General features: G+C 64.8%; 12 protein-coding genes. 9 read left to right on the forward strand and 3 right to left on the reverse strand.

Annotation, left to right across the window (positions count from 1 at the left end; all coding sequences use genetic code 11):
- Nucleotides 1-63: 63 nt before the first annotated feature.
- The 3 genes from gabD to glaH form a co-directional block, all read right to left on the reverse strand.
- Nucleotides 64-1,512, reverse strand: a complete 1,449-nt coding sequence (gene gabD / locus PJW05_RS03525; RefSeq protein ID WP_108240868.1) for an NADP-dependent succinate-semialdehyde dehydrogenase — start codon at nucleotides 1,510-1,512, stop codon at nucleotides 64-66.
- 37 nt (nucleotides 1,513-1,549) lie between these two features.
- Nucleotides 1,550-2,800, reverse strand: coding sequence for an L-2-hydroxyglutarate oxidase (gene lhgO / locus PJW05_RS03530; RefSeq protein WP_108240869.1), 1,251 nt, complete (start codon nucleotides 2,798-2,800; stop codon nucleotides 1,550-1,552).
- 104 nt (nucleotides 2,801-2,904) lie between these two features.
- Nucleotides 2,905-3,882, reverse strand: a complete 978-nt coding sequence (glaH, locus tag PJW05_RS03535) for a glutarate dioxygenase GlaH (protein WP_108240870.1) — start codon at nucleotides 3,880-3,882, stop codon at nucleotides 2,905-2,907.
- A gap of 184 nt (nucleotides 3,883-4,066) precedes the next feature.
- Here glaH and csiR point away from each other — a divergent pair, with 184 nt between their 5' ends.
- The 9 genes from csiR to trpC all read left to right on the forward strand — a co-directional run bounded on the left by csiR (nucleotide 4,067) and on the right by trpC (nucleotide 16,010).
- Nucleotides 4,067-4,756, forward strand: a complete 690-nt coding sequence (gene csiR / locus PJW05_RS03540) for a DNA-binding transcriptional regulator CsiR (protein ID WP_031690351.1) — start codon at nucleotides 4,067-4,069, stop codon at nucleotides 4,754-4,756.
- Nucleotides 4,757-5,322: 566 nt separating this feature from the next.
- Nucleotides 5,323-6,651, forward strand: a complete 1,329-nt coding sequence (locus PJW05_RS03545; protein WP_108240871.1) for a purine-cytosine permease family protein — start codon at nucleotides 5,323-5,325, stop codon at nucleotides 6,649-6,651.
- A gap of 63 nt (nucleotides 6,652-6,714) precedes the next feature.
- Nucleotides 6,715-7,890: a porin gene (locus tag PJW05_RS03550; RefSeq protein WP_108240872.1), complete on the forward strand. Its 1,176-nt coding sequence runs from the start codon at nucleotides 6,715-6,717 to the stop codon at nucleotides 7,888-7,890.
- Nucleotides 7,891-8,240: 350 nt separating this feature from the next.
- A complete protein-coding gene (gene capB, locus PJW05_RS03555) occupies nucleotides 8,241-9,920 on the forward strand; it encodes a caprolactamase subunit beta (RefSeq protein WP_240431982.1) in 1,680 nt (559 codons plus the stop codon).
- A 14-nt stretch (nucleotides 9,921-9,934) separates the two neighbouring features.
- Entirely contained in the window at nucleotides 9,935-12,019 is a 2,085-nt protein-coding gene (gene capA / locus PJW05_RS03560; RefSeq protein ID WP_031690355.1) for a caprolactamase subunit alpha, read from the forward strand.
- A 146-nt stretch (nucleotides 12,020-12,165) separates the two neighbouring features.
- Nucleotides 12,166-13,122, forward strand: a complete 957-nt coding sequence (locus PJW05_RS03565; RefSeq protein ID WP_108240874.1) for a helix-turn-helix domain-containing protein — start codon at nucleotides 12,166-12,168, stop codon at nucleotides 13,120-13,122.
- A 412-nt stretch (nucleotides 13,123-13,534) separates the two neighbouring features.
- Entirely contained in the window at nucleotides 13,535-14,128 is a 594-nt protein-coding gene (locus PJW05_RS03570; protein WP_271410402.1) for an aminodeoxychorismate/anthranilate synthase component II, read from the forward strand.
- Complete coding sequence (gene trpD / locus PJW05_RS03575; RefSeq protein ID WP_271410403.1) at nucleotides 14,128-15,177, forward strand: anthranilate phosphoribosyltransferase; 1,050 nt, start codon at nucleotides 14,128-14,130, stop codon at nucleotides 15,175-15,177. The genes PJW05_RS03570 and trpD overlap by 1 nt, the downstream gene beginning before the upstream one ends.
- Complete coding sequence (gene trpC / locus PJW05_RS03580; protein ID WP_271410404.1) at nucleotides 15,174-16,010, forward strand: indole-3-glycerol phosphate synthase TrpC; 837 nt, start codon at nucleotides 15,174-15,176, stop codon at nucleotides 16,008-16,010. The genes trpD and trpC overlap by 4 nt, the downstream gene beginning before the upstream one ends.
- Nucleotides 16,011-16,060: the final 50 nt, after the last annotated feature.

The following is a 16,060-nucleotide window of genomic DNA, read 5'->3' on the forward strand; positions in this document are numbered from 1 at the left end:
TGAGTCACGCCCCCTCTGGCGCGGGTGGGCGCTCCAGAGGGGCCGGTTGTCGCTCTGCCGCGCTTACACGCCGATGCAGAGGTATTTGATCTCCAGGTAGTCATCGATGCCGTACTTGGAGCCTTCACGGCCCAGGCCCGATGCCTTGACGCCGCCGAAGGGCGCCACTTCGTTGGAGATGATCCCGGTGTTGATGCCGACGATGCCGTACTCCAGGGACTCGGCCACGCGGAATACGCGGCCCAGGTCGCGGGCATAGAAGTAGGCGGCGAGGCCGTATTCGGTGTCGTTGGAGAAGGCGATGACCTCGTCTTCGTCCTTGAAGCGGAACAGCGGCGCCAGAGGGCCGAAGGTCTCTTCCTTGGCCACGGCAGCGTTTTTCGGCACGTCTACCAGCACGGTAGGCTCGAAGAAGGTGCCGCCCAGGGCATGGGGCTTGCCGCCGGAAACGACGCGGGCGCCCTTGGAGACGGCGTCTTCAATGTGCTCCTGTACCTTGGCCACCGCCTTGGCGTCGATCAGCGGGCCGGTGGTGATGCCATCCTCCAGGCCGTTGCCGATTTTCAGCTTGGCCACGGCGGCGGTGAGCTTGTCGACGAAGGCGTCGTACACGCCGTCCTGCACGTACAGGCGGTTGGCGCAGACGCAGGTCTGGCCGTTGTTGCGGTACTTGGAGATGAGCGCACCTTCCACGGCCGCGTCCAGGTCCGCATCATCGAAGACGATGAAGGGCGCGTTGCCGCCCAGCTCCAGGGACACTTTTTTGATGTCCTTGGCGCACTCGGCCATCAGTTGGCGGCCAATTTCGGTGGAGCCGGTGAAGGTCAGCTTGCGCACGATGGGGTTGCTGGTCAGTTCGCCGCCCACTTCGCCAGCGGAGCCGGTGACCACGCTGAGCACGCCCTTGGGAATGCCGGCGCGTTCGGCCAGCTCGGCCAGGGCCAGGGCGGAGTACGGGGTCTGGGAGGCGGGCTTGAGCACCATGGTGCAGCCGGCGGCCAGGGCCGGTCCGGCCTTGCGGGTGATCATCGCGGAAGGGAAGTTCCACGGGGTAATGGCCGCGGTGACGCCGATGGGCTGCTTGATCACCATCAGGCGCTTGTCGGCCTGGTGGCCGGGGATCATGTCGCCATAGACGCGCTTGGCTTCTTCGCCGAACCATTCGAGGAAGGAGGCCGCGTAGGCGATTTCGCCGCGGGATTCCACCAGGGGTTTGCCCTGCTCCAGGGTCATCAGGCGGGCCAGGTCTTCCTGGTTCTGCATCATCAGCTCGAACCAGCGGCGCAGGCGGTTGGCGCGGTCTTTGGCGGTGAGCGCACGCCAGGCCGGCAGTGCGCGCTCGGCGGCCTCAATGGCGCGGCGGGTTTCGGCGACGCCCATTTTCGGCACGCTGCCGATCAGCTCGCCGGTGGCGGGGTTGTTCACCTTGAGGGTCTGGCCGTTGTCGGCATCGACCCAGGCACCGTCTACATAGGCCTGCTGGCGGAACAGGCTGGAGTCTTTCAGTTGCACGCTTGTCATCCTCAATGGGGGCGGCGGTGGCGACGGCTCAGCCGGCGGCCCGCTGCTCGTTGTCGGTGGCTTTGATGCTGAATTTTCCGCCGGTCGCGGCGATCTGCTCGCGGACCTTGTCGACGATGTGGGCGCCGATGGGAATCGCGGAGGTGGCGGCGGGAGACGGCGCGTTGCACACGTTCACGCTGCGCGGGGTGTTGACGAAGAGGAAGTCGTCGATGAGCTTGCCGTCGCGAGAAACCGCCTGGGCACGCACGCCGGCCGGGTACTCGGTGAGGTCAGCCTTGGTGATGCTGGGGCAATACTTCTGCACTTCCTTGAGGTAACCGCCCTTGAACAGGGAGTTCTTCATTTCGATCAGGCCGGGACGCAGGTTCTTCGCCAGCACCTTGAGGATGCCGGGGGACGTCAGGGTCTCGAACAGGTCGGAGACAGAGATATCGGACTTGCGGTAGCCCTCGCGTTTCATCGCCAGTACGGCGTTGGGGCCGACGGTGACGGTGCCGTCGATCATCCGGGTCAGGTGCACGCCGAGGAACGGCATGGACGGGTCCGGGATCGGGTAGATCAGGTGGTTGACGATCTGGTTGTGCTGCTTGGGCAGCAGGTAGTACTCGCCACGGAACGGGCAGATGATGAAATTCGGCTCGATACCGAGCATGCGCACTACGCGGTCGGCCATCAGCCCCGAGCAAGTGATCAGATAGCGGCTGCGGAACTCGTCGGTGCGGGTGCGCACGACGACTTCATCGGCACGCTCGTCGAGGCCGGTGACTTCGGCGCTGTAGTGGATCTCGCCACCGGCGCCCTGGAACTCGCGGCCCATGGCGGCGGTGACTTCGGCATAACTGACGATGCCGCTGGAAGGCACGAAGATGCCGCCCATGCCGACGATGTTCGGCTCACGCTCGCGCAGTTCGGCGGTGGACAGCCAGTAACGCTCCAGGCCGTTGGCTGCGGTGCGTTCCCAAAGCGCCTTCATGCGCTCCATTTCCAGCTCGTTGGTGGCCACCAGCAGCTTGCCGCACTCGTCATAGCGGATGCCGTGCTTGCTGCAGAAGGCCTTGGTGGCCTTGTTGCCTTCCAAGCAGAACTTCGCCTTGAGGCTGCCGGGGGTGTAGTAGACGCCGGCGTGAATCACGCCGCTGTTGTGGCCGGTCTGGTGCCGGGCCGGGCCGGATTCCTTCTCCAGGAGGAGAACCTTGGCGTCCGGGTAAACCTGCATCAGCTGCATAGCCGTGGACATGCCCACGATGCCGCCGCCGACGATGATGAAATCGTACACAGTCGCTACCTCACGCAAAGGCGCTGAAAATCGTTATTCGGTCGAACCCTTGTAGCGGGTACACCGAAGGGCTGCCCGCGGCAGCCCCCGTCGCGTTTCATGGATTATTGACCACGCTGGTAACGCGGCTTCTCGTAGCTGATGTAGCCACGCTGGCGCATCAGTTCGCGACGCAGGCCCTCGTGGGGGATGAAGCGGTCGCGGCCATGGAGCCAGAAGAGGTTGTTGATCAGGAGGAAGCTGCCCACCGGCACCGGCACGGAGAGCTTCTGCGGGCTGGCCTCCAGAGACTCGGACAGGGCGTTCAGCCAGATTCCTTCCTCGAAGTTCTCCGGCTGCACGAACTGGTCGATGTAACGCATGGTCGGACGGCCCACGGCATCGGTGTCGAACACCGGGTGGAACACGTCCTCGGTGACCTTCTTGCTCGGCGGCGCGGTCCAGCGCATTTCACGGCGGGCCAGGGGGTGGCTGAAGAAAGCGTCGCACTGCTCCCAATCGTCCAGGTGCAGGATCAGGGAGTTGCCACCCTCCATGTTCTTCTCGTCGATCTTCAGCATCAGCACGTAGTCGGTGATCTGGTTCACGAAGGTGCCGTCGTTGTGCAGCTCCATTACGCGGTGGGGCTGACGCAGGTAGCTGTCGGAGTTGTCGGTATTGACCACCACGAAGCGGGCGTAGAACTGGCCACTCATGGCGTCGTAGTTGGAGCGGCCAATCAGGTGGGCGCAGGCGGTGGTGAATTTCACCATGTCCTCGGCCTGGCTCACGTCATCCAGCCCCATCGGGGTGATCAGCATGCCGCCGGTGCCACGGTCAAGGATGGTGTTCAGCAGCACCGGGCGCAGGGTGCCTTCGCAGAGGTCGTCGAGAATCTGGCCAAAGCGAAACCGCAGGAAGGATTTGTACTCCAGAGCCTGCACCGGCCACTCGCTCACGGTCTTGACGAAGGCTTCGACGGTTTCCCGGGCGAAGGTGATCTCGAGCAGGCGCGGCGACTGCTGGGACGGTTCGACGGTGAACCCACGGGTCTCCAGCGGCAACGGCATCACAAGGTTCTCGATCTTCGTAAAGGCGTTCATGGCGGTTTCCTGGCAAAGAGGGGGGGGCGACAGGCCCGTTGGGTGGCGGGCGAGCAAAAAATATCGCCACAACATAAGAATGTCTACATTTTTTAAAAACGAAAATAAAACGCTCGTTTGCCCACTATTTCTCGACAAAAAGACGTTTGGGTATGATTCGCAAAACGATTTGAGGAACTGCACCTTGGAAGCACTCGCCCCTCGCCAGAACTCGGCATTCAGTGGGTACGAGCGACTCAAGCAGGACATCATCCGTGGCGTGTTCAAACCCGGTGAGAAGCTGCTGATGAGTACCCTGAAGGATCGCTACGATCTGGGCGTGGGCCCTCTGCGGGAAGCCCTTTCGCAACTGGTGGCGGAGAAGCTGGTGGTCGCCATCAGCCAGAAGGGCTACCGCGTGGCGCCCATGTCTCTGGAAGAGCTGAAGGACATCTACGACGCCCGCGCCAACCTGGAAGCGATGATCGTCAGCCTGGCCATCGAGCGCGGCGACGATGCCTGGGAAGCCCAGGTCCTGGCCCACTCTCACACCCTGGCCAAGGTGATGGAAGTGAAGACCCGCGAACAGCGCCTGGATATCTGGGACCAGCGTCATAAGGCCTTTCACACCGCCATCGCTGCCGGGTGCGGCTCCAAGCACCTGCTTCAGGCCCGCACCTACCTGTTCGATCAGGCGGAACGCTACCGCCACCTCTGGCTGACCCAGACGGTGTTCTCCGAAGAGGCCCTGGAGCGCAAGCGGCAGGAGCACGCCGCCCTGGTGGACGCCATCCTCGCCCGCAACGCCGCCCGCGCCAGCGAAATGATGCGCAACCACCTGATGACCCCCGTGCCGATCATCGCCGATATCATGCAGGCCGACGCCGGGCACTGAGTAGGGTGCGTTACCGAGATACAAGGCAACGCACCAAAGCACCAATGCCGGTGCGTTGCCCTGCGGGTAACGGCACCCTACATGCCCGCCGGATCACGTAGGGTGCGTTACCGAGCACCGAGGCAACGCACCAAAGCACCAATGCCAATGCGCTGCCCTTCGGGTAACGGCACCCGACATGCCCGCCGGACTACGTAGGGTGCGTTACCGAGGTACGAGGCAACGCACCATAACCGTCAATGCCGGTGCGTTGCCCTGCGGGTAACGGCACCCGACATGCCCGCCGGACTACGTAGGGTGCGTTACCGAGGCACGAGGCAACGCACCGAGGCAACGCACCAAACCGTCAATGCCAGGGCACTGCCCTTCGGGTAACGGCACCCGGCATGCCTCCACGCCCACGCCAAGTAGGCATCAACGCCCTCGCCTTGCCTTCCGGATCAGCACCGATCGGCGCTGATGTACACCAAAGCGCAAAAACACGTGCGCCAAACGCCAATCCTGCCAGCCGGCTTTTCCTTACCGTTTCAGGGGGCTTCCCCCTCAACACAACAAGAGAAACGGTCATGGCTGGAACACTTTCGAACGATCATTCATCCCCCGGACAATCCGTGCCGGAGGCCCAGCGCCTCGGTCGCGGCTCCCTCACCATGGCCTGGTGGGGCATCTGCAGCGCGATGTTCTACCTGGTGGTGGCCGCCGCCCTGGCCATGGGTTACGGCACCTGGAACGCACTGATCGGCCTGGTGTTGTCGGTGGTCAGTTACGGCGCCATCAACGCCGTGCTGTCCCGTCACGCCATCGCTAGCGGACTGTCGGTGGCGCAGTTTTCCCAGGTGCTGTTCGGACGCAGCGGCGCGGCCCTGGCCACGCTGATCTTCAGCGCCACAGCCATTTACTACGGCGTGTTCGAAGGCTCGGTGATGGCGGTCGCCCTGCATCACTACCTGCCCTCCGTTTCGCTGCCCCTGGCCTTCCTGCTGGTGGTGACCTACAGCATTCTGCTGATCTTCGGTAACGCCATGCGCTGGCTGGACAAGCTCAACGGTCTACTGCTGCCCTTCTACCTGCTGGGCCTGGCCGCGGCGGTGGTCATGGCCATCGATGAGTACGGCTACTCCTCCGCCTGGCTGGAACTGGCTCCGGCTGGCGGCCCGGTGCCCAACGGCTGGTGGAACTGCTTCACCTATTTCATGGGCATCTGGGTGCTGATGATGTTCACCTGGGACTACGCCCGCTACGGCAAGCAGGAGGACAGCTGCTACCACGCGCGGATCAACTTCGGCATGCCCTTCTACGCTGTCGCCTTCCTGCTCAATGGCCTGGTGGGAATCTTCCTTGCCGCCACCATTCCCACCGAGGGCGGGCTGTCGGAAGTCTCAGTAGTGCTGGCCATCGTGCAACTGATGGGGTTGTCCGGGCTGCTCTTCGTGTGGATCAGCCAAACCCGCATCAATACCGGCAACTTCTACCTCGCCGTCACCAACCTCCAGGCCTTCTCCGGCCATCTGGGACTGGGCCGCGTGCCCTACGCGGCCTGGGCCGTGGCGACCGGGGTGCTGGCCTACCTGCTGATGCGCTTCGACGTCTTCAGCTATCTCCTCCAGGCCCTGTCCTATCAAAGCCTGTTCATCGTCGGCTGGGTGGCCATCGCTCTCGCCCACCTGCTGGCGACCCGAGGCCCACGCTACGGCCAGGGCGAGTTGCCGGCCTTCCGCGCCCGAGGCCTGCTGGCGTGGCTCGTCTCGGCCCTGGCAGGCATCGGCCTGCACCTCTCCGATGACAGCACCCTGGCCACCGCCTCTGCGCCTGCTGCCTTCGTCATCGCCTTCCTCGGCTACCTGGCCGTCCCCGTGCTGATGCGTCGCAACCATCCCCAGAGCGACTTCGGCTGATTCCCGGCCGCCCCGGCGGCGGCCCTCCTCACCTCAAACGACAAGAACCACCCGGAGCGGTCCATGCACCTGCAACGCACTCGGCTTACCTCGATTTTCACCATCCTGCTCGCTACCGGCCTGGCCCAGCCTGCCGCCGCCGTACCGATCACCGACAACCTCGACCTCGGCGGCGCGCTGCGCGGTCGGTTGGACTACGATCCCGACCGGGACATCTCCAAGTTCAGCTTCGACACCTTCTTCCTCACCGCCGACTACCGGTCGGACACCTGGATCGCCGCCGCCAAGTACCGCTTCTACGGCGACGCCTACCCCTACGAGTACACCGACGACGTGGGCGACATCGCCTTTGCCGAGTACGCCTGGGTCGGCTACCGCTTCACCCCCGAGCAGCAACTGCAGGTGGGCCAGACTGCCGTGCCCTTCGGCCTCGCGCCGTATTTCGGCAGCACCTTCTTCGAGACTCTGGGCAACGTGATCGGCCTGGAGGACACCCAGAGCATCGGCTTCAAGTACCTCGCCAGACGCGGCGAGTGGGACCTGCAAGCCGCGTACTACCCCATTCCCGCCGAGCAGGGCCGGGGCACCAGCCGCGGCGGACGCACCTACGGCACCAGCGTCGCCACGGCGGACGACTACGTGGTGGACGGCAGCGACAACCATGAACAGGACATGCTCGTCGGCCGCCTCGCCCATCACTACGACGCGGGGGACTGGAGCGGGGAGCTGGGTGCGTCGCTGTTGGCTTCCTCCCTGGAGAACCAGGACACCGATCGCGACGGCCGGCGCCTCGCCGCCGCCCTCCATGTCACCGCCCAGAACGGCCCCTGGGGTGTTCAGCTCCAGGCGGCACGGCAACGGATGACTCCGGAGAACCCCGGCGACGATCGCCTGGTGAGCTTCGGCGCTTTCGACGGCACCTTCAACGTCGCGGCCAAAGGCAACCTCTACGTGGCGGACCTGAGCTACAGCGTACCGGGCCGTTACGGCTGGTTCTCAGGCATCAAGCTCTATGGCAACTACAGCCTGTTCGACAAGGACGAGCGAGAGTTCCGCGACTCCCAGCGCTTCATCGCCGGCACCTCCTTCACCCTCGGGCCACTGTGGATCGCCCTGGAGTGGTTGCACGGCAAGAACGACCCCTACATCGGTGGCGGCAGCTACACCCAGAGCCTGGGCGCGGGCGGTACCGATCACTGGGAAAACCAGCTCTACAGCAACATTGGTTACTACTTCTGAGGGCTTCCAGGTGGCGCAATCGGTATCGCACCGCTCCCGTACGTTGGCGTAGAGCACAGCGAAACCCAACGATTTTCCGGCTGGACTGAAAATCCCGAGACATTGGGAACGATTTCAATCGCGATGGCGGACCACAGGTCCGCTCCAACCCCCTGTGCGCCCAAACGCAACAAGGGGTACACCCAGCGACAAGCCAGCCACCCCGCCCCAGCCGTAGCCTTTCCCCCACGGGCCGCCCCAGCGGCGGCCCTCACCCGAAGCACAAGAAGAAGCATTGGTGCCTTATGAAGACAGTTGATCCGATTACCCTCGCGGTTGTCCGAGGTGCGCTGGAAACCGCGCAACGGGAGATGACCCTGACCCTGGAAAAGACCGGCCGCTCCAGCGTATTCAACCTGGCCCACGACTATTCCAACTCCCTGTTCGATCACCTCCCGGAGATGATCCTCCAGGGCCAGGACATTCCCATCCACCTGGGTTCGCTGATCCCCGCCATGAAGTGCGTGGCCGAATTTTTCGGCGACGACATCGCCGAAGGCGACGTGATCTATCACAACGACCCGGCCTACAAGGGCAGCCACATCCTCGACTGCTGCATGTACAAGCCGGTGTTCTACGAGGGCGAGCTGGTGTTCTGGACCGTCTGCAAGGGCCACCTCACCGATGTCGGCGGCCCGGTGCCGGCGGGTTACAACCCGGACGCCAAGGAGATCTACGCCGAAGGCCTGCGCATCCCGCCGGTGAAGCTCTGGGAGCAGGGCAAGCGCCGCGAGGACGTGATCAATTTCATGCTCACCAACATGCGCGCCCGCCCCTACCAGGAAGGCGACCTCAACGCCCAGTACGGCGCCTGCTCCGTGGGCGAGCGCCACCTGTTGGAGCTGCTGGACAAGTACGGTGTGGACGAAGTGCGCGCCTGCATCGCCGAGCTGAAGAACATGGCCGACCGCCACATGCGCGCGCTGCTGCGGGACGTGCCGGACGGCCACTACAGTGGCACCGCCGTGCTGGAGGACTCCGGCCACGGGCTGGGCGAACTGGCCATCACCGCCCATGTGGAAATCCGTGGCGACGAGGCCCATATCCGCATCGAGAGCCCACCCCAGGTGCCCTATTTCATCAACTCCTACGAGGGCAACTCGGTCTCCGGGGTGTACCTCGGGCTGATGATGTTCGCCCAGGTGGCGCCGCCCTATAACGAAGGGCTGTACCGTTGCGTGACGGTGGACGTTGGCCCCCGCGGGACGCTCTGCAACGCCGAGGAACCGGCGCCCCACGTCAACTGCACCACCACCCCCATGGAAACCCTGGCCGACGCCGTGCGCCAGGCCCTGGAACAAGCCTCGCCCAACCGCGTCACCGCGTCCTGGGGCCACGCCAGTGGCATCAACATCGCCGGCCACGACCCGCGCAATGGCGGCAGCGAGTACGTCACCATGGTGCTCGCCTCGGTCATCGCCGGGGCCGGCGCCAACAAAGTGATGGACGGCTGGCACGCCTGCGGGCCGCTGTGCTGCTTCGGCGCCCTGATGAGCGGTGACATCGAACTGCTGGAACACGCCTACCCCGTGCTGATTCACCGCTACAGCCTGATGGCCGACAGCGGTGGCGCCGGTGAATTCCGCGGTGGCTCGGGCACTCGCCTGGAGATCGAACCCCTGGAGCATGCGATGACCGTGGTCGGCTTCGGTGAAGGCCGCCAATTGCCGACCGCCGGAGCTGCCGGCGCCCGCAACGCCCTGCTGGCCCCCAAGCTCGGCCGCCTGATCCACCGCCATGCCGACGGCGAGGAAGACCACTACATCCAGAACCCGATGCTCACCGTGCAGCCGGGCGAGCGGATCATCAACGTCAACCCCGGTGGCGGCGGCTACGGCGACCCCTTGCGCCGTCCAGTGGCGGCGGTGCTGCAAGACGTACGCAACGGACTGGTTTCGCCTCAAGGCGCGGCACTGGAATACGGCGTGACCCTCGACGCCGACGGCCACCTCGACGAAGCCGCCACCCGCGCCGCCCGCGCCCAGTTCTGACCCGGAGATCCGACATGCGTAACCAATATCGCCTGGGCATCGATGCCGGCGGCACCTTCACCGATTTCATCCTGGCCGACCGCGACGGCGGCGTGCAGTTGTTCAAGGCCCCCTCCACGCCGCAAGACGGCACCCTGGCCATCCGCGCCGGCCTCGCGCAAATCGCCGACGCCACGGGCCGCACCCCGGCGGACATCATTGCCAACTGCGACCTGTGCATCAACGGCACCACCGTGGCCCTCAACGCGCTGATCGAGCGCACTGGCGTCAAGGTCGGCCTGCTCTGCACTGACGGCCACGAAGACAGCCTGGAAATCCGCCTCGGCCATAAGGAAGAAGGTCACCGCTACGACGCGCATTATCCGCCGGCCCACATGCTGGTGCCGCGTCACCTGCGTCGCCCCATCGGCGGCCGCATTCTCGGCGACGGCCGTGAGCACAGCCCGCTGGACGAGCGCGCGGTGCGCGAAGCCATCGAGTACTTCCGCGCCGAAGGCGTGGAGGCCGTGGCCATCTCCTTCGTCTGGTCGGTACGCAATCCCAGCCACGAAAAGCGCGCCGCCGAACTGGTCCGCGCCGCCCTGCCAGGGGTGTTCGTCTGCACCGGGGTCGACGTGTTCCCGCAGATCCGCGAGTACACCCGCACCTCCACTACCGTGGTCAACGCCTACCTGAGCCCGGTGATGGCCCGCTACGTCGAGCGCATCGACATGCTCTTCGAGGAACTTGGCGCCCAGCAACCCGTGCGCTACTTCCAGTCCAACGGCGGCCTGGCGCCAGGCCATGTGATGCGCGACCGCGCGGTGAACGCCATCAACTCCGGCCCGGCCTCGGCGCCCCAGGCCGGACTTTCCGTGGCGCGCCCCTTCGGCATCGACAACGTCATCACCGTGGACATGGGCGGTACCTCGTTTGACATCACCCTGACCAACGCCGGCCGCACCAACTTCAGCAAGGACGTGGACTTCCTCCGTCAGCGCATCGGCGTGCCAATGATCCAGGTGGAAACCCTCGGCGCCGGCGGCGGCTCCATCGCTCATCTGGATGAGTTCGGCATGCTCCAGGTCGGTCCCCGCAGCGCCGGCGCCAAGCCGGGCCCGGTGTGCTATGGCAAGGGTGGCACCGAACCCACTGTCACCGACGCCAACCTGGCCTTGGGCTACCTGCCCGACGGCGCCCTGCTGGGCGGCAGTATCCGCCTCAACCGCCAAGCGGCGTTGGACGCCATCCGCAGCCGGATCGCCGATCCCCTGGGCATCAGCGTCGAGCGCGCGGCCTTCGGTATCACCACCCTGGTGAATCTGAACATGGTCAACGGTATCCGCCGCGTCTCCATCGAGCGCGGCCATGACCCCCGCGACTTTGCCCTGATTGGCGCGGGCGGTGCGGCCGGAATGCACGTGGTACGTCTGGCGGAAGAGATCGGCATGCAGACCGTGCTGATCCCCAAGGTGGCCTCGGGCCTCTGCGCCTTCGGCCAGATCCTCTCGGACGTGCGCTACGACCAGCTCACCAGCCTGCCCATGCGCCTGGACACCGGCCATGTGGACCTGCCGCAACTCAACCGCGCCCTGACCGAACTGCGCCAGCAAGGCCTGGTGAACCTGCGGGACGATGGCTTTGGTGACGAAGCCAGCAGTTGCCACTACACCCTGGAAATGCGCTACCTCGGGCAGATCCACGAATGCAGCGTGGAACTGGAACGCCATCAACTGGACGAAGCGAGCCTGGCAGAGCTGATCGAGTCCTTCCACAGCCGCCATCGCACCCTCTACTCCTACGCGGAACCGGAAAACCCGGTGGAGCTGGTGAACCTGGAGTGCTCGGTGATCGGCCACCTGCCACGTCCGCCGCAGCCGGAGTTGCAAGGTCCGCCCCACCCGCCGGCGCCCGTACCGGACAGCCTGCGCCCGATGCTCTTCAGCGCCGATGGCGACTGGCAGTCCACCGCAGTGTTCAACGGCAACCGCCTGCTGCCGGGCCAGACCGTGCAGGGCCCCTGCGTGATCGAGGAAGACACCACCAATATCGTGGTGCCTCCGGGTTGGCAGGCGACCCTGGAGCCGTCGGCTACCTACCGGGTGACGCGCGGCGCTTGATGTTACGTACCACCACGTCGATCATCGGCGTGTTCCCAGCCCGGCAGCCTTGCGCTGCCGGGCTGTTCGACAATAACAAGAGCTGCTTGAGTAGCTTGCTTGCAGTTCCTTTTTTCAATGCTGCCCTCTTTGAAAAAGGACAAACCATGCCCACAGAACTATCGACCCACGGCTGGTCGCTGCCTGAACGCCAGGCGCGCTGGGCCGAGGCCATCAGCGATACCTATTTCGCCCTGAGCCTCGAGTTCGCCCCCGAACAGCCCTTCGACGGCCACCTACAACGCTGGAGCACTCCCAGCACCGCCCTCAGCCTGTCGCGCCTGCGTTCCAGCCAACTGGGCTATTCCCGCAGCAAGGCGCAGATCGACCAGGACCACGACGCCTTCTACTTGGTGACCGTGCCCCGCTGTGCCGACGTGCACTTCGAGCAGGACGGCCGCGAGCTGAGTTGCAGCCCCGGCGGGTTCATCATCGAACGGGGCGACGCGCCCTACCGATTCCACTACGGCGCGGACAACGATCTCTGGGTGCTCAAGCTGCCAGAGCGCGCCCTCAAGGGACATCTGCGCGGCCCGGAGCGTTACACCCGCTACTGCTTCGACGCGACCCAGGGCTTGGGCCGCATCTTCGTCGAACAACTGGACCTCTGCGCTCGCCACTTCGAAGGCTGCCCGACGGCCGCCCGCCACCTGCTGCTTGAACAGGCCATGTCCACCCTGTTGCTGGCACTGCAGCAGGACGAGCGGGTGCTCGGCAGCGAAGGCTCCAACCTCAGCACCCTGCACCTGACGCGCGTCGAGCAGTACGTGCGACAGAACCTCGGCGACCCCGACCTCTCGCCCCAGTCCATCGCCAGCGCCTGCGGCCTGTCCCTGCGCTACCTCCACAAGCTGTTCGCCAGCACCCCCTACTCCCTGGGCGAATGGGTACGCCAGCAACGTCTGGAGGCGGTCCACCGCCAACTGCGCGACCCTCATTGCCACCAGTCCATCGGCGAACTGGCCTTCCGCTGGGGCTTCAGCGACCAGGCCCAGTTCACCCGTGCCTTCCGTCAGCAATTTGGTTGTACGGCTCGCGAAGTTCGCGGCACCCGCCCTCACTGATCCCCAGGGAATCGCTCTGATAACGAGGCGGTCCATCCCTTGTGGGAGGTGAACTTATTCGCCAAGGATGGCGGAGCGAGCGAGGCGGGTAGACATCGTTAGTTTGCCAATACCCTCTTATTGCGTCGTATAGCTCGCTCCGCTACTGTGGCCAGATCGCAACGCGAGATATCGCCGTGAACTCCAGCAGCACCCTCCAGATGCGCGTCATCAAGGCCCACGCCCGTTGGCGCTGGCGCGTCTGACGTCCCCCTCGCCGGCTTGGCCGGTCCGTCTTTGTTCGCTCCTGTTTTGCCTGGCCGACGGCCCTATCCCCAACCCCATGTAGCGACAGAAAAAGTGGGTACATATGCGGGTATTGAAGCAGGAAGAATTGATTGAAGTACAGTAATATCAAGAGGTTAAGCTTGAAATGCTGCTGATGATCGACAACTATGACTCCTTTACCTACAACGTGGTGCAGTACTTGGGCGAACTGGGTGCCGACGTTCATGTGATCCGCAACGACGAGCTGTCCATCGCCGAGATCGAGGCGCTGAACCCGGAGCGCATCGTCGTCTCCCCCGGCCCCTGTACGCCCAACGAAGCCGGTGTGTCGCTGGATGTGATTCGCCATTTCGCCGGCAAGCTGCCGATCCTCGGCGTTTGCCTGGGCCACCAGAGCATCGGCCAGGCCTTCGGCGGCGATGTGGTTCGCGCCCGCCAGGCCATGCACGGCAAGACCAGCCCGGTGTTCCACAAGGACCAGGGCGTTTTCGCGGGCCTGAACCACCCGTTGACCGTCACCCGCTACCACTCCCTGGTGGTGAAGCTGGAAACCCTGCCCGACGAGCTGGAAATCACGGCCTGGACCCAGCATGAAGACGGCTCGGTGGACGAGATCATGGGGCTGCGTCACAAAACCCTGAACGTCGAGGGCGTGCAGTTCCATCCGGAGTCCATCCTTACCGAACAAGGCCATGAACTTCTGGCCAACTTCCTCAAGCAGACCGGCGGAGTACGCTGATGGACATCAAGGAAGCCCTGAACCGGGTGGTCAACCAACTGGACCTGACCACCGAAGAAATGCAGGACGTGATGCGCCTGATCATGACCGGCCAGTGCACCGACGCGCAGATCGGCGCCTTCCTCATGGGCATGCGCATGAAGAGCGAGACCATCGAGGAAATCGTCGGCGCAGTCGCGGTGATGCGCGAACTGGCCGTCCGCGTGGAGCTTTCCAGCCTCGACCACGTGGTCGATGTTGTAGGCACCGGCGGCGATGGCGCCAACATCTTCAACGTCTCCTCGGCCGCCACCTTCGTGGTGGCGGCGGCGGGAGGCAAAGTAGCCAAGCACGGCAACCGCGCGGTGTCCGGCAAGACCGGCAGCGCCGACGTGCTGGAAGCCGCCGGCATCTACCTGGACCTGAAGCCCGAGCAGGTGGCGCGTTGCATCGAGAGCATCGGCGTCGGCTTCATGTTCGCCCAGGTCCACCACAAGGCCATGAAACATGCCGCCGGGCCGCGCCGCGAGCTGGGCCTGCGTACCCTGTTCAACATGCTCGGCCCGCTTACGAATCCGGCTGGTGTGAAGCATCAGGTGGTCGGCGTGTTCAGTCAGGCGCTGTGCCGCCCATTGGCCGAGGTGCTCAAGCGCCTGGGCAGCGAACACATCCTGGTGGTGCATTCGAAGGACGGTCTGGATGAACTGAGCCTCGCGGCGCCGACCCATATCGCCGAGCTGAAGGACGGCGAAGTGACCGAGTACCAGATCCAGCCCGAGGACTTCGGCATCAAGAGCCAGAGCCTGATCGGCCTGACCGTGGGCAGCCCGCAGGAGTCCCTTGAGCTGATCCGCGACGCCCTGGGCAAACGCAGGACCGAGCAGGGCCAGAAGGCCGCCGACATGATCGTGCTGAACGCCGGGGCGGCCCTGTACGCCGCTGACCTGGCTGGCAGCCTGAAAGAAGGTGTGCGCCTGGCGCAGGACGCCCTGCACACCGGCCTGGCCCGCGAAAAACTGGACGAGCTGGCCTCCTTTACCGCGGTGTTCCGAGTGGAGAATGAAGCGTGAGCATCCCAACCGTTCTTGAGAAGATCCTGGCCCGCAAGGCCGAGGAAGTCGCCGAGCGTCGTGCCCGCGTCTCCCTGGCCGAGGTCGATGCCTTGGCCCGCGCCGCCGACGCGCCTCGTGGTTTCGCCCGTGCGCTGCTGGAGCGCGCCGCGCGCCATGAGCCAGCGGTGATCGCCGAGGTGAAGAAGGCGTCGCCGAGCAAGGGTGTGCTGCGCGAGCACTTCGTCCCCGCGCAGATTGCCAAGAGCTATGAGGCAGGCGGTGCGGCCTGCCTCTCGGTGCTGACCGATGTGGACTTTTTCCAGGGCGCCGACGCCTACCTGCAGGAAGCCCGTGCGGCCTGCTCGCTGCCGGTGATTCGCAAGGACTTCCTGATCGACTCCTACCAGGTGGTCGAAGCCCGCGCCCTCGGCGCCGACTGCATCCTGCTGATCGTTGCCGCGCTGGAAGACGCGCGGATGAAGGAGCTGGCGGCCGCCGCCAAGGACGTCGGCCTCGACGTGCTGGTGGAAGTGCACGACAGCGACGAACTGGATCGCGCGCTGAGCTGCCTGGATACCCCGCTGGTGGGCATCAACAACCGCAACCTGCACAGTTTCGAGGTCAGCCTGGAAACCACCCTTGACCTGCTGCCGCGCATCCCGCGCGACCGCCTGGTGGTCACCGAGAGCGGTATCCTCAATCGCGCCGATGTCGAGCTGATGGAAGTCAGCGGCGTCTACGCGTTCCTGGTGGGGGAGGCCTTCATGCGGGCCGAGGAGCCGGGCAGCGAGCTGGGGCGGCTGTTCTTCCCCGAACGCCATCGCGTGGTGGCGCGCGCCGATCCGGAGTGATCCGGCCGTTTTCCAGGCATGAAAAAGCCGGCTTGCGCCGGCTTTTTCAT

The organism is Pseudomonas sp. Q1-7, from assembly GCF_028010285.1.
In the GTDB taxonomy this organism is placed as follows: Bacteria; Pseudomonadota; Gammaproteobacteria; order Pseudomonadales; family Pseudomonadaceae; genus Metapseudomonas.